The sequence below is a fragment of the Pseudomonas sp. CFBP 8758 genome, assembly GCF_014841725.1.
Classification (GTDB): Bacteria; Pseudomonadota; Gammaproteobacteria; order Pseudomonadales; family Pseudomonadaceae; genus Aquipseudomonas; species Aquipseudomonas baltica.
Genome location: NZ_JACYUK010000001.1, coordinates 617,945 through 637,676, shown reverse-complemented (window position 1 = coordinate 637,676; position 19,732 = coordinate 617,945). Strand labels below are relative to the sequence as shown.

At 62.6% G+C, this 19,732-nt stretch carries 17 protein-coding genes; 10 read left to right on the top strand and 7 right to left on the bottom strand.

What is annotated here, in order from left to right; genetic code table 11:
* Positions 1–23: 23 nt before the first annotated feature.
* On the top strand, positions 24–233 hold the full coding sequence (locus tag IFT75_RS03160) for a hypothetical protein (RefSeq protein ID WP_122713739.1): 210 nt from the start codon (positions 24–26) through the stop codon (positions 231–233).
* A gap of 61 nt (positions 234–294) precedes the next feature.
* The gene (locus IFT75_RS03155) at positions 295–1,197 is read left to right on the top strand and encodes a LysR family transcriptional regulator (RefSeq protein WP_192053299.1); all 903 of its coding nucleotides are present in this window, start codon (positions 295–297) and stop codon (positions 1,195–1,197) included.
* On the opposite strand, the gene IFT75_RS03150 is transcribed toward IFT75_RS03155, so the two are convergent.
* The 4 genes from IFT75_RS03150 to IFT75_RS03135 form a co-directional block, all read right to left on the bottom strand.
* On the bottom strand, positions 1,180–1,764 hold the full coding sequence (locus tag IFT75_RS03150) for a GNAT family N-acetyltransferase (RefSeq protein ID WP_240998678.1): 585 nt from the start codon (positions 1,762–1,764) through the stop codon (positions 1,180–1,182). The genes IFT75_RS03155 and IFT75_RS03150 overlap by 18 nt on opposite strands.
* 6 nt (positions 1,765–1,770) lie before the next feature.
* The gene (dnaQ, locus tag IFT75_RS03145; protein WP_122713741.1) at positions 1,771–2,502 is read right to left on the bottom strand and encodes a DNA polymerase III subunit epsilon; all 732 of its coding nucleotides are present in this window, start codon (positions 2,500–2,502) and stop codon (positions 1,771–1,773) included.
* Between the two features lie 141 nt (positions 2,503–2,643).
* Positions 2,644–3,096, bottom strand: coding sequence for a ribonuclease HI (gene rnhA, locus IFT75_RS03140; protein WP_122713742.1), 453 nt, complete (start codon positions 3,094–3,096; stop codon positions 2,644–2,646).
* Positions 3,096–3,866, bottom strand: a complete 771-nt coding sequence (locus IFT75_RS03135; RefSeq protein ID WP_122475993.1) for a class I SAM-dependent methyltransferase — start codon at positions 3,864–3,866, stop codon at positions 3,096–3,098. Before IFT75_RS03135 ends, rnhA begins: the two co-directional genes overlap by 1 nt.
* An 81-nt stretch (positions 3,867–3,947) precedes the next feature.
* Between IFT75_RS03135 and gloB the strand changes: the two genes are divergently transcribed.
* From gloB to fabI, 8 genes are all read left to right on the top strand, one after another.
* A complete protein-coding gene (gene gloB, locus IFT75_RS03130; RefSeq protein ID WP_192053297.1) occupies positions 3,948–4,727 on the top strand; it encodes a hydroxyacylglutathione hydrolase in 780 nt (259 codons plus the stop codon).
* A gap of 99 nt (positions 4,728–4,826) precedes the next feature.
* A complete protein-coding gene (locus IFT75_RS03125; RefSeq protein ID WP_192053295.1) occupies positions 4,827–6,272 on the top strand; it encodes a lytic transglycosylase domain-containing protein in 1,446 nt (481 codons plus the stop codon).
* Between the two features lie 141 nt (positions 6,273–6,413).
* A complete protein-coding gene (locus IFT75_RS03120) occupies positions 6,414–8,255 on the top strand; it encodes an extracellular solute-binding protein (protein WP_192053291.1) in 1,842 nt (613 codons plus the stop codon).
* Positions 8,252–10,084, top strand: coding sequence for an extracellular solute-binding protein (locus IFT75_RS03115; RefSeq protein ID WP_192053290.1), 1,833 nt, complete (start codon positions 8,252–8,254; stop codon positions 10,082–10,084). Before IFT75_RS03120 ends, IFT75_RS03115 begins: the two co-directional genes overlap by 4 nt.
* Before the next feature lies 1 nt (position 10,085).
* Positions 10,086–11,159 (top strand): microcin C ABC transporter permease YejB, encoded by a 1,074-nt coding sequence (locus IFT75_RS03110; RefSeq protein ID WP_122713748.1) that lies wholly within the window; start codon positions 10,086–10,088, stop codon positions 11,157–11,159.
* Position 11,160: 1 nt separating this feature from the next.
* Positions 11,161–12,180, top strand: a complete 1,020-nt coding sequence (locus tag IFT75_RS03105; RefSeq protein ID WP_122476003.1) for an ABC transporter permease — start codon at positions 11,161–11,163, stop codon at positions 12,178–12,180.
* Position 12,181: 1 nt separating this feature from the next.
* Positions 12,182–13,792 (top strand): ABC transporter ATP-binding protein, encoded by a 1,611-nt coding sequence (locus IFT75_RS03100; RefSeq protein ID WP_192053288.1) that lies wholly within the window; start codon positions 12,182–12,184, stop codon positions 13,790–13,792.
* Between the two features lie 18 nt (positions 13,793–13,810).
* A complete protein-coding gene (fabI, locus tag IFT75_RS03095) occupies positions 13,811–14,605 on the top strand; it encodes an enoyl-ACP reductase FabI (RefSeq protein ID WP_122476006.1) in 795 nt (264 codons plus the stop codon).
* Between the two features lie 171 nt (positions 14,606–14,776).
* Here the strand turns inward: fabI and IFT75_RS03090 are convergent, their stop codons facing one another.
* The 3 genes from IFT75_RS03090 to lon all read right to left on the bottom strand — a co-directional run bounded on the left by IFT75_RS03090 (position 14,777) and on the right by lon (position 19,635).
* Positions 14,777–16,651, bottom strand: coding sequence for a SurA N-terminal domain-containing protein (locus IFT75_RS03090; protein WP_192053286.1), 1,875 nt, complete (start codon positions 16,649–16,651; stop codon positions 14,777–14,779).
* A 171-nt stretch (positions 16,652–16,822) separates the two neighbouring features.
* A complete protein-coding gene (locus IFT75_RS03085) occupies positions 16,823–17,095 on the bottom strand; it encodes an HU family DNA-binding protein (RefSeq protein WP_049858847.1) in 273 nt (90 codons plus the stop codon).
* Positions 17,096–17,238: 143 nt separating this feature from the next.
* Positions 17,239–19,635 carry an endopeptidase La gene (gene lon / locus IFT75_RS03080; RefSeq protein ID WP_192053284.1) on the bottom strand — a complete coding sequence of 799 codons (2,397 nt, stop codon included), beginning with the start codon at positions 19,633–19,635 and terminating at the stop codon, positions 17,239–17,241.
* Positions 19,636–19,732 lie beyond the last annotated feature (97 nt).

Sequence of the window (19,732 nt, the reverse complement as noted above, 5' to 3'; positions counted from 1 at the left end):
ATTCTTCAGAGGTTGGAACTAAAATGGCGGTAGTCCTGGTTGGGCAATTTCATGCACGCGATGCGGAAGGTCGTATCTATCCGGTGCATGAGTTTCAGGAGTCGACCCCGGCGGTCGAAGGCAGTGCGCCGACCCGTACCTACAAGCTGGCCATCGGCGATCGAGTCAACCACTTGGGCGACGACCGTTTCCAACTGGTACAGAGCGGCGTGGAAATCATCCGAATCCCTTGACAGTCCGTGCACCCATTCACGCTGACATGCCCCCCGCGTTGTTAGCCGGCAGGGAACGCGCATGAGACTGCGCCATATCGAAATCATCCAGGCGCTCTGCCAGACCGGCGAACTCAAGAGCGCTGCGCAAATGCTCGACCTTCCCGTGCAGACCCTCGAACAGAACTTGCAGGACGCCGAGCGAAAGCTGGGCTTCCTGCTGTTTGCGCGGGCCCGTGGGAGGTTCCAGCCGACCCCGGAAACCCTGCGCATGCAGGCTGCCATCGCCAACGTGCAAACTCAGGCGGACCGCCTGCAACGCCTGGCCGACAGCCTGCGCGAGCATCAGGATCCCGGACTGCACGTGGTGTGCACAGCGTCCCTGGCCCACCAGTTGCTGCCGCAGAGCATCGCTGCCCTGCGCCGACGCTTTCGTGAAACCCCGTGCACGCTGGGTGTGCAGAATACCGATGCCATGGTGCGCAGCCTGTTGCTGCAGCAGACCGACGTCGGCCTGAGCCTGCACAGTCCCAAGCACGCGTCCATTACCAGCCAGGTGCTGGCCGAAGGCAAACTGCAGTTGCTCGCCCCTCAAGGCTGGCTCTCCCCCAAGCACCGCTACATCGCACTGCATGAACTGGCGGGACAGGCAATGATCGGTCTGGAGGGGGAAGACCCGCTAAGCCTGGTGCTGGAACACAAGCTTCAAGCGCTGAATCCGCCCCCACGCATCCAGACTCGCGTGCAGACCTACCAGATGATGCGCAGCATGGTCGAGGCTGGCGAAGGGCTGGCCATCGTCGATCCTTTTACCGCAGCGGGTGCGCGTGCCCAGGGGCTGGATACGTGCCCGCTGTCACCCGCCGTGCCGGTCACCCTCTACGCCCTCACGCGCAGTGAGGCATCGGTTTGCGCGGCGGAAAAGACCCTGCTCGAAATCATCGCGCACAACGCGCAGGCGTTGCTCTCACCCGTCCGCGAATAACGTGTACCAGAACAGCGCCGTTTCGTGGCTGGCCGCATCGATGGCTTGGTAGCGCAAGTAGTCGATCCCACCCAGCCTGAAACCACAGCGTTCGTACAGCCGGCACGCTGGCAGGTTGTTGTTCTGGGTTTCCAGCATGATGCCTGGCAAACCCTGCTTGATTGCCCAGAAACGCACCACATCGAGCAGCGCCTTGGCCACGCCCTGCCCGCGCGCCACCGCATCGACCGCCAGCTCGTCGACATAGGCAAGGTTGTTCCAGTGCCGGCTGACCACCACGTGACCGACTGCCCGCTCGCCAAGCCAGGCCATGAAGATGGCACCAGCAGCCCCGGGTTGGCGATAGCGGGCGAACTCGGCAGGGTCTATGCCGTAGTCCTTGCGATAGACACGCACCGTCCTGAGCGGCCATTGGGCGACTGGCTGGTTGAACACGGGGGATACATAGCCACAGACCTGGGCACTGAAATCGGCGCCCAGCACGTAGTCGTCGAAACGCTCATCGGCCAGGCGGATGCACGGCTGGCTATCGGTCAAGCCACTGGCCGGGCCGTTCGCAGGCGACACTGCGGGCTACGCGCCCAACTGCGTCCAGAGCGCATCGGCCCCGGCAGCTTTGGCGATGACCTGCAGACGTGCCAGGTGCTCGTCGAGCTCGGCCTGGCTGGCGCGGATGATCGCCGTGGGCCGGCGATCCGCCGGCAGTCGGCGGATCTCGCTGCCCTGCTTGCCGCCGCCATCGCCATCGCTGGCGTTGCCTGCCAGCGAGAGGCTGGTCTGGCCACCGGTCATGGCCAGGTAGACGTCCGCAAGAATCTCGGAGTCGAGCAACGCGCCGTGCAGCTCACGCCCAGAGTTGTCGATGCCATAGCGCTTGCACAGCGCATCGAGGCTGTTGCGTTGCCCCGGATGGCGCTCGCGGGCCATCGCCAGGCTGTCGATCACCGTGCAGTACTCGGCAATGTTGGCCCGCTCGGGCATGCCGGCGATCTTGAATTCGTTGTTCAGGAAGCCCACGTCGAAGGTCGCGTTGTGCGCGATGATCTGCGCGCCCTGGATGAACTCGTAGAGTTCGTCGGCGACCTCGGCGAAACGCGGCTTGCCCACCAGAAACTCGTCGGTGATGCCGTGGACACCAATGGCGCCCTCGTCACTGGGCCGGTCCGGCTGTACATAGACGTGAAAATTGCGCCCGGTCAAACGCCGCCCCATCAGTTCGACGCAGCCGATCTCGATCACCCTATGGCCATCGGTGACCGGCATACCGGTGGTTTCGGTGTCGAATACTACGGAACGAACGGCCATGGGCAGAAAACTCTCGAGCAGGGTGAGCGAAGATCAAGGTGGAGCGATGGGCTGCAGGCCCGAAGGGCATGAACGGCAACCGGTGAAACTCTAGCACAGCGCAGCAGGGGCTCCTATCCGGTTGCCTGACGACCGGGCCGCCTACGCCTGACGCATGCCACGCACTTCATCGACCCCACGGTTGGCCAGGTCGTCGGCGCGCTCGTTGCCCGCATGGCCGTTGTGGCCGCGTACCCACTGCCATTTGACCTGATGGCGATTGACCTGCTCGTCGAGCTGCTGCCAGAGGTCGGCATTCTTCACCGGCTGCTTGGCGGCGGTTTTCCAGCCGCGCTTTTTCCAGTTGACCATCCACTCGTTGATGCCTTTCATCACGTACTCGGAGTCGGTCACCAGCAGCACGTCGCAGCCGCGCTTGAGTTCCTGCAGCCCGCGAATGGCTGCGGTCAGCTCCATGCGGTTGTTGGTGGTGGTGCTTTCGCCGCCCCACAACTCCTTCTCCACGCCCTTGCACACCAGCAATGCCCCCCAGCCGCCGGGGCCAGGATTGCCCTTGCAGGCGCCGTCGGTGAAGATTTCCACAGTGTCACTCATCAGGCTTTTCCATCGATGTTCGAATTGTCTCGGTTGACCTTGGCCATCGGCAGCGGCAGCAACTTGCCCATTGGCTCGCGGCGTTGCTGCACCAATGGCCGCAGACCTACCACCATCTTGCGCGCAACCAATATATAGAAGCCCCCACCGCCACTCTGCCACTTGCCGGCGACGCGTTCGAGGCCGGCCAGGCGCGCCTGCCAGCGGGGCGAGGCAAGCGGCGGACGATAACACCCGAACCGGCGTTTCTCCAGCCCGAAGCCCAGCAGGTTCAGCCAGTCGGCCACCCGCGAAGCGGAGAAGCAGCGCGCCTTGTGCAGCCCGTCCTTGGCGAACACCCGGCGCGCGCCCCAGGCGCTCCACGGGTTGATGCCGACGATCAGCAGGTGCCCACCCGGCCGCACCGCGCTGGCCGCTTCGCGCAGCAGGCCGTGGGGCGAAAGGCTGAAATCCAGCCCGTGCTGCAGCACCACGACGTCCGCGGCATGTTCGCCCAGCGGCCAGGCCTGCTCTTCGCACACGATCTCGACGCCTGGAAAGGGCGCACCCATGCGCACGTTGCGGTGGATTTGCCCGGCCACCGGCGGTGGCTCGGCGCTGGGTCCGTAATGCACCAGATAGCCGCCGAAGAAGCGCGCCAGCTCTTCTTCGAGCAAGCGCTGTTCTTCGCGCAGCAGCAACTGGCCGTGCGGCCCGGCGAACCATTCGCGGGCCTGGCCGATCAGGGCCAGCCACTGTGGGTCGGCCTGGGCAAAGGCGGTATCGGTCATGACGATCTCCCACACTGAGGTTCACCTAATGCCGACGGGGCACTAAGATGGACCATTAATCGAAATCAAGCGAACCGAGCCATGATACAGATTCACGCGCTGAACGCTTTCTCCGACAACTACATCTGGTTGTTACAAGACACTGCGGCGCGCCAGTGCGCGGTCGTCGATCCGGGCGATGCCGAGCCGGTCGAGCGGTGGCTCGACGCCCATCCCGACATGCGCCTGACCGATATCCTCGTCACCCATCACCACAACGATCACGTCGGCGGCGTTCAGGCGCTCAAGCGGCGCACCGGCGCGCAGGTCAGCGGGCCGGCACAGGAATCGATCCCGGCGCGCGACCGCGCCCTGCGCGAGGGTGACAGCCTGGACGTACTCGGCCTGCACCTGCAGGTCCATGACGTGCCGGGGCATACCGCGGGGCACATCGCTTTCTACCACCTGAGCGACACGCAGCCGCTGCTGTTCCCCGGCGACACCCTGTTCGCCGCCGGATGCGGGCGGTTGTTCGAAGGCACTGCGCAGCAGATGCACGCGTCGCTGTCGCGCCTGGCCGGGCTGCCCGATGACACCCTGGTCTACAGCGCCCATGAATACACCCTGAGCAACCTGAAATTCGCCAGCGCGGTAGAACCCGGCAATCCGGACATCGCCGAGCGTCTGGAAGAGGTCACTGCGCTGCGCCAGCGCAATGCGATCACCCTGCCCACCTCGATCGGCCTGGAAAAGCGCACGAACCCGTTTCTGCGGGCTGCTGAAACATCCGTTAAACAAAAAGCAGACGAACGGGCCGGAACCTCTCACAGCACGGCGCAGGCGGTGTTCGCAACCTTGCGTAGTTGGAAAGATAAGTTCTGAAGGGCACTGATTTGTGTCGGAAATTTCTCAAAGGTTGACCGACCTTCGGTCACTTTCTAGAATCGCCCGACATTTTCGCGCGGAACTATTCTCCAGCCAATGTCGTCATCCATACGTAAAACCATCAAGTCCGACGCATTGACGCGACTGGCCCAGGCGATCGCGGTCACGCTGTGCGCCGGCCTGGCCGGCTGCCAGAGCACCGCCAGCGTGTCCTCGGGCGCCGCCCCGGACGCCCGCCCTCACGCCCTGACCGCACACGTGCGGCCCAAGCCGATTTTCGTCAACCAGAGCCAGCCGAAGAAAGCCCCACAGGACGTGTGGGAGCGGATTCGCGACGGTTTCCAGCTGCAAGACAGCATTGCCATGAACCCGCGCGTCGAACAGCAGCGCCTGTGGTTCGTCAGCAACCCATCGTTCCTGGAAAGTGCCAGCGGCCGTGGCAGCCTGTACATGCACTACATCGTCGAGCGCCTGGAAGAACGCGACATGCCGCTGGAACTGGCGCTGCTGCCGGTCATCGAAAGCGCCTTCAACCCGATGGCCTATTCGCGCTCCGATGCCTCCGGGCTGTGGCAGTTCATTCCGTCCACCGGCCGCTACTTCAATCTGCGCCAGACCAACTTCTACGACGGTCGTCGCGATGTCACCGCCTCCACCGGTGCGGCGCTGGACTACCTGAGCAAGCTGCACGAAATGTTCAACGGCGACTGGCTGCTGGCCCTGGCGGCCTACAACGCCGGCGAAGGCACGGTCAGCCGCGCCATGGAGCGCAACGAAAAGCTCGGCCTGCCGACTGACTACTGGAACCTGCCATTGCCGCAGGAGACCCGTGACTACGTGCCCAAGCTGCTCGCCCTGGCCGAACTGGTGCAATCGCCCCAGGCCTACGGCGTCAATCTCAACCCGATCGCCAACCAACCGTACTTCGACGTGGTGGAGGTCAACCAGCGCGTCGACCTGTCCCGCGTCGCGGCGCTGGCCGGCATCGACGAAGACGAGATGTTCCAGCTCAATCCGGCGTTCAAGAAGCGCGTCACCATGGAGCCGACCCAGCACCTGCTGGTGCCTACGGCCAAGGCACAGTTGCTGACCGCCAGCCTGTCGAACATGAAGCCCGAAGAACTGCTGACCCTGGCACCCGCCCAGCGCGTCTTCGACGAAGTGGCGGTGGTGCAGCCCAGCCGGCCCAAGTCGTACACCGTGCGCCGCGGCGACAACCTGGCGTCCATCGCCAAGGCCAACAAGGTCGATACCCGCGACCTGCAGCGCTGGAACCGCCTGACCGGCAAGAACCTCAAGGCTGGCCAGACCTTGGTCATGCAGGCCGAAACCCCGGCCAAGGGCCGCCTGGTGGCCAAGGCTGGCTCGGCTGCCAGCGATGCGCAGAAGACCACCACCTACAAGGTGCGCAAGGGCGACTCGCTGTACCTGGTCGCCAAGCGCTTCAACGTCGAGATGCAGCATCTCAAGCGCTGGAATCCGCGCAGCGGCCACGCGCTCAAGCCCGGCCAGACCCTGACGGTCTACCTCAACCGCCGCTGAGTGCGTGCTGGCCTTAGAACGCTCCCCCTGAGGAGCGTTCCAGCGCCAGCTTAACGCCATCACCACTCTTCTTCCTGCTGAGACAAACTGTTACTGTAAGCGCAACAAAGTCATTGCCGACCGGTTCGGATTCATGAATTGATGCGTCCCCTTCCCTTCCGCCTGCTGGCCTGCCTGCTGGGCCTTGCGTTGAGCGCCTGCGCCAACGCGACGATCATCCAAAGCCACGGCTATGCGCAATTCGGAACGCTCAAATACCCGGCACGCTTCAGCCACTTCGATTGGGTCAACGCCGATGCGCCCAAGGGTGGCACGTTGCGGACGATGGCCTTCGGTACGTTCGACACGCTCAACCCCTATACCTTCAAGGGCACCAGCCCGGTCCAGACCGCGAACTTCCTGCAGTACGGCATCAACGAGCTGAACGAGCCGTTGATGGTGGGTACCGGCCAGTACGCGCCTTCGGGGGACGAGCCCAGCTCCAGCTATGGTCTCATCGCCCAGTCGGTGGAATACAACGAAAGCCGCAGCTGGGTGGTGTTCAATCTCAGGCCGCAGGCGCGGTTCAACGACGGCCACCCGATCACCAGCGCCGATGTGGCGTTCTCATACCGTACCTTGCTGACCCAGGGCCATCCGATGTACCGCACCAACCTGCAGGAAGTGCTGCGGGTCGATGTGCTGAGCCCGACTCGCATCCGCTTCGTGTTCAAGCGCTCGGGCAATCCGCTGCTGATCCTGCGCCTGGGCGAACTGCCGATCCTGCCCAAGCATTACTGGCAAGGTCGGGACTTCCAGGCGACCACTTTCGAGGCGCCGGTGACCAGCGGCCCCTATCGAATCAAGCAGGTGGTACCGGGCAGAAGGCTGGTGCTGGAACGGGATCGAAACTGGTGGGGCAAGGATCTGCCGGTGAATCGCGGCAAATACAATTTCGATCGCATGGAGGTCGAGTTCTACCGGGACAGCGACGTGGCCTTCGAAGCGTTCAAGGCCGGCGAGTTCGACATCTACATCGAGCACCAGGCGAAGAACTGGACCAACGGCTATGACTTTCCTGCAGTGCGTCGCGGCGATGTGATCAAGGCGCAGATCCCCCACAAGATCCCGACGCAGACCCAGGGCCTGTTCTTCAATACTCGCCGTCCGGCCTACAGCGACCCCCGCGTGCGCCAAGCACTGGGGCTGTTGCTGGATTTCGAATGGACCAACCGCGCGCTGTTCAGCGGCGCCTATCGGCGCTCCGAGAGCTATTACCCCAACAGCGAATTCGCCGCCACCGGCCTGCCCGGCGGCAAGGAACGCCTGCTGCTGTCGGCGTACAAAAACGCACTGAGCCCGGCCCTCTTTCTGGAAGCGCCGAGCATGCCCGGTACCGACGGCAACGGCATTCCTCGAGCCACCTTGCGCCAGGCCCTGAAGCTGCTTGGGGATGCGGGCTGGACGCTGCAGGGCGACCGTCTGCGCAATGCCGCAGGCCAGCCGTTGCGCCTGGAAATCCTGCTGGTCAATTCCAATCTGGAGCGCATCCTGGGGCCCTATGTCGCCAACCTGGCCAGTATCGGCGTGCAGGCCAACCTGCGCAGCGTCGATCGCGCGCAATACAAACAGCGCCTGGACCAGTTCGATTTCGACATGATCTCGCTGACCCTGCCGCAGACCCTGAGCCCGGGCCTGGAGCAATGGCAGTACTTTCACTCCAGCCAGGCCACCGTGCGCGGCAGCAAGAACTATGCGGGCATTGCCAACCCGGTGGTCGATCGCCTGCTGGAGCAGCTGCTCGGTGCCCAGAGCCGTGACGACCAGGTGGCTGCCGCCAGGGCACTGGACCGCGTGCTGTTGTCGCAACACTACATGGTTGCCAACTGGTACCTGGACTACCACCGCCTGGCGTACCGCAGCCGGTTGGCGTTCGTCACCACACCGCCGTATACCCTGGGCCTGAGCGCCTGGTGGGTCAAGCCTACGGAGACCCCTCGATGATGTCATTACCTGCCTTGGCCCGCGCCCTGGGCGTGGCCGCGCTGAGCCTTGCGGTCGGCCTGGCACAGGCCGCGCCCCAGCATGCCCTCACCTTGTACGACGAAGCACCGAAATACCCGGCCGACTTCCAGCACTACGACTACGTCAACCCCGACGCGCCCAAGGGCGGCACCTTTCGCCAGAAAGGCGTGGGCAGCTTCGACAGCCTCAATCCCTTCATCAGCAAGGGCGTGCCTGCCGACGACATGGACCTCAACTACGATACCCTGGCGCGGCAAAGCCTGGACGAGCCGTTTACCGAGTATGGCCTGGTCGCCGGGCGCATCGAGAAAGCCCCGGACAACAGTTGGGTGCGCTTCTACCTGCGCCCCGAAGCGCGTTTCCACGATGGCCGGCAGATGCACGCCGAAGACGTCGTGTTCAGTTTCCAGACCCTGATCCAGAGCGGCTCGCCGCTGTATCGCAGCTACTACGCCGACGTCGCCGAAGTGGTCGCCGAAGACCCGCAACGAGTGCTGTTCAAGTTCAAGCACAGCAACAATCGCGAGCTGCCACTGATCCTCGGTCAACTACCGGTACTGCCCAAGCACTTCTGGGAAGGCCGCGATTTCACCAAGGGCAGCCTGGACATTCCGCTGGGCAGCGGGCCCTACAGGGTGGCAGAGGTCAAGGCCGGTCGCTCGATACGTTACGAGCGGGTCAAGGACTATTGGGCACGCGACCTGCCGATGAACCGCGGCATGTTCAACTTCGACGTGCTCGACATCCAGTACTACCGCGACAGCACCGTGGCCCTGGAAGCCATGAAGGCCGGACAGTTCGACTACTGGCTCGAAAGCAGCGCGAAGAACTGGGCCACCGCCTACGACATTCCTGCAGTCCGCGAAAAGCGCCTGATCCGCGAAGAAATACCCAACGGCAACCCGACCGGCATGCAGGGTTTCGTGTTCAACCTACGCAAGCCGCTGTTCCAGGACGTGCGCGTGCGCGAAGCCCTGGCCCTGGTGTTCGATTTCGAGTGGACCAACAAGCAGCTGTTCAACGGCGCCTACACGCGCACCGACAGCTTTTTCGAGAACTCCGACATGGCTGCCTCGGGCCTGCCAAGCCCCGCCGAACTGAAGATCCTCGAACCGCTGCGCGGGCAGATTCCCGAACGAGTCTTCGATACACCGTTCAACAACCCGGTCACCGACGCCAGCGGCATGCTGCGCGAGCAGCAGCGTCGCGCCTACAAACTGCTTCAGGAAGCGGGTTGGCGCATCGTCGACGACAAGATGGTCGATGCCCGGGGCACACCGGTGAAGATCGAGTTCCTGCTGACCCAGGCCGATTTCGACCGGGTGCTGCTGCCGTACAAGCGCAACCTCGCCGACCTGGGTATCGAACTGGTGATCCGCCGCGTCGACGTCTCCCAGTACATCACCCGCATTCGTTCGCGCGACTTCGACATGATGGTCGGCAGTTTTTCCCAGTCCACCTCGCCCGGCAACGAGCAGCGCGAGTTCTGGGCCAGCTCCAGCGCCGACAAGCCTGGCAGCCGCAACTACATCGGGCTCAGGGACCCGGCCATCGACAGCCTGGTGGAGAGCCTGATCAATGCCACCTCGCGCCAGGACCTGGTCGATCACGCCCGGGCCCTGGACCGAGTCCTGCTCTGGGGCCACTACGTGGTCCCCAACTGGCACATCAAGACCTGGCGCGTGGCGTACTGGAACCACATCGGCCACCCGGCCATCACGCCACGCTACGACGTGGGCCTGCAGACCTGGTGGAGCAAGCCCCACGCCACGCCGGCGGTAACCCCCACGCCTTCCGAGACGCCCTGACATGCTGGCCTATACCCTGCGCCGACTGCTGCTCATCATTCCTACCCTGCTGGGCATCCTGATCATCAACTTCGCCATCATCCAGGCCGCGCCTGGCGGGCCGGTGGAACAGATGATCGCCAAGCTCGAAGGCTTCGACGGCGCCACCAGCCGCATCGCCGGCGGTGGTGCCGAAGTGGCGGTCGCCGGTTCGAGCTACCGCGGCGCGCAGGGCCTGGACCCGGCGCTGGTGAAGGAAATCGAGAAGATGTACGGCTTCGACAAGCCAGCCCCCGAGCGCCTGTGGATCATGATCAAGAACTATGCGCAGCTGGATTTCGGTACCAGCTTCTTCCGCGATGCCAAGGTCATCGACCTGATCGTGGAAAAGATGCCGGTGTCGATCTCGCTGGGCCTGTGGAGCACCCTGATCATGTACCTGGTGTCGATTCCCCTGGGCATCGCCAAGGCCACCCGCCACGGCAGCCATTTCGACGTCTGGACCAGCTCGGCGATCATCATCGGCTACGCCATTCCGGCCTTCCTGTTCGCCATCCTGCTGATCGTGGTGTTCGCCGGCGGCAGCTACCTGGACTGGTTTCCGCTGCGCGGCCTGACGTCCAACAATTTCGAGGAGCTGAGCTGGGGCGGCAAGGTGCTGGACTACTTCTGGCACCTGGTGCTGCCCGTCGGCGCACTGGTGATCGGCCACTTCGCCACCATGACGCTGCTGACCAAGAACAGTTTCCTCGACGAAATCGGCAAGCAATACGTGGTCACCGCCAAGGCCAAGGGGCTGAGCAATCGTCGCGTGCTGTACGGCCACGTGTTCCGCAATGCCATGCTGCTGGTGATCGCCGGCTTCCCCTCGGCCTTCATCGGCATCTTCTTCACCGGGTCCCTGCTGGTCGAAGTGATCTTCTCCCTCGACGGCCTGGGGCTGATGAGCTTCGAGGCGGCGATCAATCGCGATTACCCGGTGGTGTTCGGCACCCTGTTCATCTTTACCTTGCTGGGGCTGGTGGTGAAATTGATCGGCGACCTTACCTACACCCTGGTCGATCCACGCATCGACTTCGGCCATCGGGAGCACTGAGATGAACCTGTCTCCCCTCAATCGGCGGCGCTTCGAACGGTTCAAGGCCAACAAGCGCGGCTGGTGGTCGCTGTGGCTGTTCCTGGTACTGTTCGGCCTGAGCCTGGGCGCCGAACTGATCGCCAACGACAAACCGCTGGCGGTGCGCTACGACGGCGAGTGGTATTTCCCTGCCTTCAAACGCTACCCGGAAACGACGTTCGGCGGCGAATTTCCCCTCGAAGCCAACTACAAAAGTCCCTACCTGCGCGAACTGCTGGCGGCCAAGGACAGCTGGACGCTCTGGGCGCCGATCCCGTTCAGCTACCAGAGCATCAACTACGACCTCAGGGTGCCGGCACCGGCGCCGCCTTCCGCGCAGAACTGGCTGGGCACCGACGACCAGGGGCGCGACGTGCTGGCGCGGGTCATCTATGGCTTCCGCATCTCGGTCCTGTTCGCCCTGACGCTGACCATAGCCAGTTCGATCATCGGGGTCATCGCCGGTGCGCTGCAGGGCTTCTATGGCGGCTGGGTGGACCTGGCAGGCCAGCGTTTCCTGGAGATCTGGTCCGGCCTGCCGGTGCTGTACCTGCTGATCATCCTGGCCAGCTTCGTGCAACCCAATTTCTGGTGGCTGCTGGGCATCATGCTGCTGTTTTCCTGGATGAGCCTGGTGGACGTGGTGCGCGCCGAATTCCTGCGTGGCCGCAACCTGGAATACGTGCGTGCAGCCCGCGCGCTGGGCATGCAGAACGGCGCGATCATGTTCCGCCACATCCTGCCCAACGCCATGGTCTCGACCATGACCTTCATGCCGTTCATCCTGACGGGCGCGATCGGCACCCTGACCGCCCTGGATTTTCTTGGCTTCGGCCTGCCTGCCGGTTCGCCATCGCTGGGTGAGCTGGTCGCCCAAGGCAAGTCCAACCTGCAGGCGCCCTGGCTGGGCATCAGTGCTTTCACCGTGCTGGCGCTGATGCTCAGCCTGCTGGTGTTCATTGGCGAATCGGCCCGTGACGCCTTCGACCCGAGGAAATGACATGAGCCAGGACAATCTGATCGAGGTCCGCGACCTGGCCGTCGAGTTCGTCGCCGGCGAAAGTCGGCAACGGGTGGTCGAACACATCAGCTTCGATATTCGCCGTGGCGAAACCCTCGCGCTGGTGGGTGAAAGCGGCTCGGGCAAGTCGGTGACTGCGCACTCCATCCTGCGCCTGCTGCCCTACCCGCTCGCCCAGCACCCCAGCGGCACCATCGTCTACAACGGCCGCGACCTGCTCACGCTCCCGGAAAAGCAGCTCAGGCACATCCGTGGCAACCGCATCGCGATGATCTTCCAGGAGCCGATGAGTTCGCTCAATCCGCTGCACAACATCGGCAAACAGATCGGTGAAGTGCTGGCCCTGCACAAAGGGCTCACCGGGGCTGCCGCTGCCCGGCGCACCCTGGAATTGCTCGAGCTGGTCGGCATCGGCGAACCGCACAAGCGCCTCAAGGCGTTGCCGCACGAATTGTCCGGCGGCCAGCGTCAGCGGGTGATGATCGCCATGGCCCTGGCCAACGAGCCTGAACTGCTGATTGCCGACGAGCCCACTACCGCACTCGACGTGACCGTGCAGCTGAAGATTCTCGAACTGCTCAAGGAGCTGCAGGCGCGGCTGGGCATGGCCTTGCTGCTGATCAGCCATGACCTCAACCTGGTGAAGCGAATTGCGCACCGGGTATGTGTCATGCAGCGCGGTCGCATCGTCGAACAGGCTACGTGCGAAGAATTGTTTCGAGCGCCGCAGCATCCGTACACCCAGGTTCTGCTGGGTGCCGAACCCAGTGGCGAGCCGGCGGCCACTGCGGTCGGCGAGCCGATACTGGCGGTCGACGCCTTGCGCGTGTGGTTCCCGATCAAGAAGGGATTGCTGGGCCGTACCGTGGATCACGTCAAGGCCGTCGATGGCATCCAGTTCACCCTGCCCCGTGGGCAGACCCTGGGTATCGTTGGCGAAAGCGGCTCGGGCAAGTCCACGCTGGGCCTGGCGATCATGCGCTTGATCGCCAGCCGTGGCTCGATCCAGTTCCAGGGCACCGCGCTGAACGGCTTGGCCCAGCAGCAGGTACGACCGCTGCGCAAGCAGATGCAGGTGGTCTTCCAGGACCCGTTCGGCAGCCTCAGCCCACGCATGAGCGTGAGCCAGATCGTCGGCGAAGGCCTGCGAATACACAAGATCGGCAACGAAGCCGAGCAGGAACAGGCTATCATTGCCGCGCTCGAGGAGGTTGGGCTGGACCCGCAGACCCGCCATCGTTACCCTCACGAGTTCTCCGGCGGGCAACGGCAACGTATCGCCATTGCCCGGGCCTTGGTTTTGAAACCGGCGTTGATCCTGCTGGACGAGCCCACATCGGCGCTCGACCGTACCGTTCAACGCCAGGTAGTGGAGCTGTTGCGTTCACTGCAACTGAAATACAACCTGACCTATTTGTTTATCAGCCACGACCTGGCGGTAGTCAAAGCCTTGAGTCACCAACTGATGGTGATCCGGCACGGTCAGGTCGTCGAACAAGGGGCGGCGCGGGCTATCTTTGCCGCGCCGCAGCACCCTTATACACAGCAGCTGTTGGAAGCAGCCTTCTTGGCCCCAACGGCTGTCGATTAACCTGAAGAGGAACAACACATGGGTTTTCTCGCCGGTAAGCGCGTCCTGATCGTCGGTGTCGCCAGCAAACTGTCCATCGCATCCGGCATCGCTGCCGCCATGCATCGCGAGGGTGCTGAACTTGCCTTCACCTACCAGAACGAAAAGCTCAAGGGCCGCGTCGAAGAATTCGCCGCTGGCTGGGGCTCGAGCGCCGATCTGTGCTTCCCTTGCGACGTCGCCAGCGATGCTGAGATCGCCTCGGTCTTCGAAGCCCTGAGCAAGAAGTGGGACGGCCTGGACGTCATCGTTCACTCCGTCGGTTTCGCCCCCGGCGACCAGCTCGATGGCGACTTCACTCAAGCCACCACCCGCGAAGGCTTCCGCATCGCCCACGACATCAGCGCCTACAGCTTCGTGGCACTGGCCAAGGCCGGTCGCGACATGATGAAAGGCCGCAATGGCAGCCTGCTGACCCTGTCGTACCTGGGCGCCGAGCGCACCATGCCCAACTACAACGTCATGGGCATGGCCAAGGCTTCGCTGGAAGCCGGCGTGCGTTACCTGGCCGGTTCCCTGGGCCCGGAAGGCACGCGCGTCAACGCCGTATCGGCGGGTCCGATCCGTACCCTGGCAGCCTCGGGCATCAAGAACTTCCGCAAGATGCTCTCCGCCAACCAGGCGCAGACCCCGCTGCGCCGCAACGTCACCATCGACGAAGTCGGCAACGCCGGCGCGTTCCTGTGCTCGGACCTGGCGTCGGGCATCAGTGGCGAAATCATGTACGTGGACGGCGGCTTCAACACCACCGCCATGGGTGATATCGAAGAGTAAGTCGTCAGGCTGCACTCGATCGAAGAAAACGCCGCTCACCTCGAGCGGCGTTTTTTTTACCTGAGATTCAGAAATCTCCGTAGGAGCGGTCATCGGCCGCGAAAGGGCGCCGCCGATGCCTGGACAAACAAAAGGCCGCATACGCGGCCTTTTGCTCAAACATCCATCACCTCAATACTTGGTGATGTCCGCCTTGGTTTCCAGCAACTTGCGATACGCGGCAAAATCCTGCTGCCCCATGCGCGACGCCAGGAACCGGCGATACTGGGTCTTCTCTTCATCGCTGGGCGCAGCAGCCTCGTTCACGCCGTCCAGGCGCAGAATCACGAAGCTGCCGTCCTTGAGCGACACACTGGTGAACTCGGGCTTCTCCTTGGCTTGCGGCTTGGGCATGCGGAACAGCGCCTGCAGCTCGGCCGGCTCGATGCCATCCTGACCGCGAGTGACCGCCTCCAGCACTTTCCACGACTGCCCGTCCTGACGGGCCGCCAACGGCACCTTGCCGTCACGCAGACCGGCCAGCAACGCTTCGCCCTTGGCCTTCACCTGGGCTGCAGCGTGCTGCTTGGCCAACTCGGTACGGATCGGCCCGGAGACGGCTTCCAGCGGCAGCTGAGCAGGCTTGCGATGCTCCTTCACACGCACCACGACCATGGTTTCCGGATCCAGCTCGAGCGCGGCGCTGTTGGAACCCTCTTCCAGCACCTCGGGGCTGAACGCAGCCTGGACCACCGCGCGACTCGCCGTGACGCCCTGGCTGCCGCCGTCCCTGCCGAATGGCTCGGAGGTCTGCACCTTGAGGCCCAGCTCCTGGGCCGGCTGACCGAGGTCGGAGGCTTCGAACGCCGAGTCTTCCAACTGCTTGGTGGCGGTGACGAAGCGCTGTTCCACTTCCTGGGTCTTGAGGTCGCTGGTGAGCTTGGCCTTGAGGCTGGCAAAGGTCGGTACGTCCGGCGCCTGCACGTCTTCGAGCTTGATCAGGTGCCAGCCGAAATCGGTGCGCACCGGCGCCGACACCTGGCCCTTGCTCAAGGCATTGAGCGCCGTTTCGAACGCCGAGTCGTACACGCCATTGCCGGCGAAGCCGAGATCGCCGCCATTGTTGGCCGAGCCTGGGTCCTGTGAGACTTCCTTGGCCAGCTTGGCAAAATCCTCGCCCTTGTCCAGGCGCGCCTGGACTTCCTCGATCCTGGCCTTGGCCTGCGCATCATCGAGCTTGTCGTTGACTTCGATCAGGATGTGCGCGGCACGGCGCTGCTCGAACAGGTTGGCGATCTCTTTCTGGTAGGCGTCCTGGAGGTCCTCGTCCTTCACGGTGATCTGGTCGAAGAACGAAGACTTCTTCAATTCGACATAGTCGATGACCACCTGATCGGGACTCATGAACTCCTTGGCGTGCTCGTCGTAGTGCGCCTTGATCTCCTCGTCGGTCACCTTGGTCGCCGACGGGTCAGCCTTGAAGGTCAACGAAGCGAAATCACGGGTCTGCTTCTCGAGACGGGCGAAAGCAGCAACCTGCTCGTCGGTCACGAAGCTGCTGCCTGCCAGGCCGGCGCGCAGCTGGCTGATGAGCATCTCTTCGGAGAGCATCTGGCGGAACTGCAAGCGGCCATAACCCATCTGGCGGATGACCTGGTCGAAACGTTCGGCGCTGAACTTGCCGTCAACCTGGAATTCCGGTGTCTGCAGCATGATCTGGTCGAGCGCGCCTTCGGAGAAGGCGAACTTGGCGTCATGTGCGCCTTGCAGCAGCAACTTGCGGTCGATCAGGCCCTTGAGGGCCGCTTCGCGCAGCATCTTGTCGTCGAGCAGGGCCGGATCGAAATCCTTGCCCAGCTGTTGCATCAGCTGGCGACGTTGCATCTCGGTGGCCTGGCTGAGCTCGTTCAAGGTGATCTCGTCACCGTTGACCTTGGCAGCGTCCTGGCTATGGCTGGCGGCCTGGAAGATCGCGTCGAAACCGGTAAGCGCCATCAACACGATGATCAAACCGATGATGGTCTTGGCAATCCAGCCCTGGGAGTTATCCCTGATGTTCTGCAGCATGCATCCCCCGAAAACGGTCGTACAGATAGAGCGACCGCGGAGAGTAATAGGAATCCGGATAGAAGAAAGGCGCATCCGAGGATGCGCCTTCTCGTAACTCGCGGAGCTTGCTCAGCTCCACTCCTGTTGCCGGCATGGCCTGGCAGCAGGTAGCAAAGGCGTGGCCGAAGCTTAGTTGACAGCTTCTTTCAGGGCTTTACCGGCTTTGAAGCTGGGCTTCTTGGCAGCCGCGATTTCCAGGGCCTTGCCGGTTTGCGGGTTGCGACCGGTACGCGCCGGGCGATCAGTCACGGAGAACGTACCGAAACCTACCAACACAACCGAATCACCGGATTTCAAGGCGCCCGTCACGGATTCGATCACGGCGTCCAGCGCCTTGCCAGCTGTAGCCTTGGAGATATCAGCAGATGCGGCGATTGCGTCAATCAGTTCCGACTTGTTCACTATAAGTCCCCTTATATCGATATTTTGAGTTGTTTCTAAGTATGTGGTGAAACGTGCGCCGGGTGGCTGTCGAGACAGCAAGTGCCGCTTTATAACAAGGGCTCTAAAAAACTGTCAAGAAAGCCACCCAGTCAAATCAAGGCTCAATGCGTGCTGATTCGTTCCTTGGAATCCGTATCGCGTTTCTCATCCTTGGCGACAATCTCGGGAGCCACATCGGGCAAGGGCTCAGGCGCGTATTGCAGCGCAATTTGCAGGACTTCGTCAATCCATTTAACAGGTTTAATCTGCAGATCCTGTTTGATATTGTCGGGAATTTCCTTGAGATCGCGCACGTTTTCTTCAGGGATGATTACAGTCTTGATTCCACCACGATGGGCCGCCAGCAACTTCTCTTTGAGGCCACCAATGGCCAATACCTGGCCGCGCAGGGTGATCTCGCCGGTCATGGCGACATCGGCACGCACCGGAATCCTGGTCAGTGCCGAAACCAGCGCAGTGCACATGCCGACACCGGCACTCGGACCGTCCTTGGGCGTGGCGCCTTCGGGCATGTGGATATGCGTGTCGTGCTTCTCATGGAAGTCCGGCGCGATACCCAGGCTCTTGGCGCGGCTGCGTACCACCGTCTGCGCCGCCGTGATGGACTCGACCATCACGTCACCCAGCGAACCGGTCTTGATCAGCTGGCCCTTGCCGGGAACCACGGCAGCCTCGATGGTCAGCAACTCGCCGCCCACCTGAGTCCAGGCAAGGCCGGTGACCTGACCCACCTGGTCCTGCTGCTCGGCCAGGCCATAGCGGAACTTGCGCACGCCCAGCAAGTGCTCCAGCGAATCGGCGGTGACCTTGACGGTGAATTTCTTCAGGTGTGCATGTTCCTTCACCACCTTGCGGCAGATCTTGGCGATCTGACGCTCCAGGCCTCGCACGCCCGCTTCGCGGGTGTAGTAGCGAATGATGTCGCGGATCGCCTCGACGTCGATCTCGACTTCGGTCTTTTTCAAGCCGTTGGCTTCGATCTGCTTGGGCGACAGGTACTTGATCGCGATGTTGATCTTCTCGTCTTCGGTGTAGCCGGGCAGACGGATCACTTCCATCCGGTCGAGCAACGCCGGCGGAATGTTCATCGAGTTCGAGGTGCACAGGAACATCACGTCGGAAAGGTCGTAGTCGACTTCCAGGTAGTGATCGTTGAAATTATGGTTCTGCTCTGGATCGAGCACTTCCAGCAGCGCCGAGGCCGGATCGCCGCGCATGTCGCTGCCCATCTTGTCGATCTCGTCGAGCAGGAACAGCGGATTGCGGACCCCCACCTTGGTCATCTTCTGAATCAGACGACCAGGCATCGAACCGATGTAGGTACGACGGTGACCGCGAATCTCGGCTTCGTCGCGAACACCGCCCAAGGCCATGCGCACGAACTTGCGGTTGGTGGCATGGGCGATGGATTCGGCCAGGGAGGTCTTGCCCACACCGGGCGGCCCGACCAGGCACAACACCGGGCCACGGATTTTCTTCACGCGCTTTTGCACGGCGAGGTATTCGAGGATGCGTTCCTTGACCTCTTCGAGCCCGTAGTGATCGGCATCGAGAATGCTTTCGGCACGTGCCAGGTCGAGGCGCACCTTGCTCTGCGCCTGCCAAGGCACCTGCACCAGCCAGTCGATGTAAGTCCGCACCACCGTTGCTTCAGCAGACATCGGCGACATCTGCTTGAGCTTGTTCAACTCGGCCGTGGCCTTGGCCAGGGCGTCCTTGGGCAGGCCCGCCGCGTCGATGCGCTTTTTCAGCTCTTCGACTTCGTTGTGCCCTTCCTCGCCATCGCCCAGCTCTTTCTGAATGGCCTTCATCTGCTCGTTCAGATAGTACTCGCGCTGGCTGCGCTCCATCTGCTTCTTGACCCGCCCGCGAATGCGCTTCTCGACCTGCAGCAGGTCGATCTCGGCATCCAGCAGTGCCAGAACGTGTTCGACACGCGCCGGCAACTCGATGATCTCGAGGATCTCCTGCTTCTGTTCGATTTTCAGCGCCATGTGCGCGGCCATGGTGTCGACCAGGCGGCCAGGCTCATCGATGCTGTTCAGCGAGGACAGCACCTCGGCAGGGACCTTCTTGCCCAACTGCACGTACTGCTCGAACTGACCCAGCAGCGTGCGCACGAACACTTCAGACTCGCGATCCGGCGCATCGACTTCGTCGATCAATTGCACTTCGGCGCGAACGTGGCCGTTGATCTCCAGGAACTGCTCGACGCTGCCGCGCTGCTCGCCTTCGACCAGCACCTTGACGGTGCCGTCAGGCAGCTTGAGTAGCTGCAGAACGGTGGCAACGGTACCGACACGGTACAGGGCGTCCTCACCTGGATCATCATCGGCGGGATTCTTCTGCGCGAGCAAAAGGATCTGCTTTTCGCCAGACATCGCCGCCTCGAGGGCTTCGATGGACTTCTCACGACCCACAAACAGCGGGATAACCATATGCGGATAGACGACGACATCACGCAATGGCAGGAGAGGCAATTCGATGGTTGTCTTCATGATTTCGCCTCTACAGCGGCCCCGAAGGCCGTAAACAGATGGAATTGAGCATGCCTTCAATGTGGGGGCTCGCCCCGCAAAAAACAAGTTCACTGTC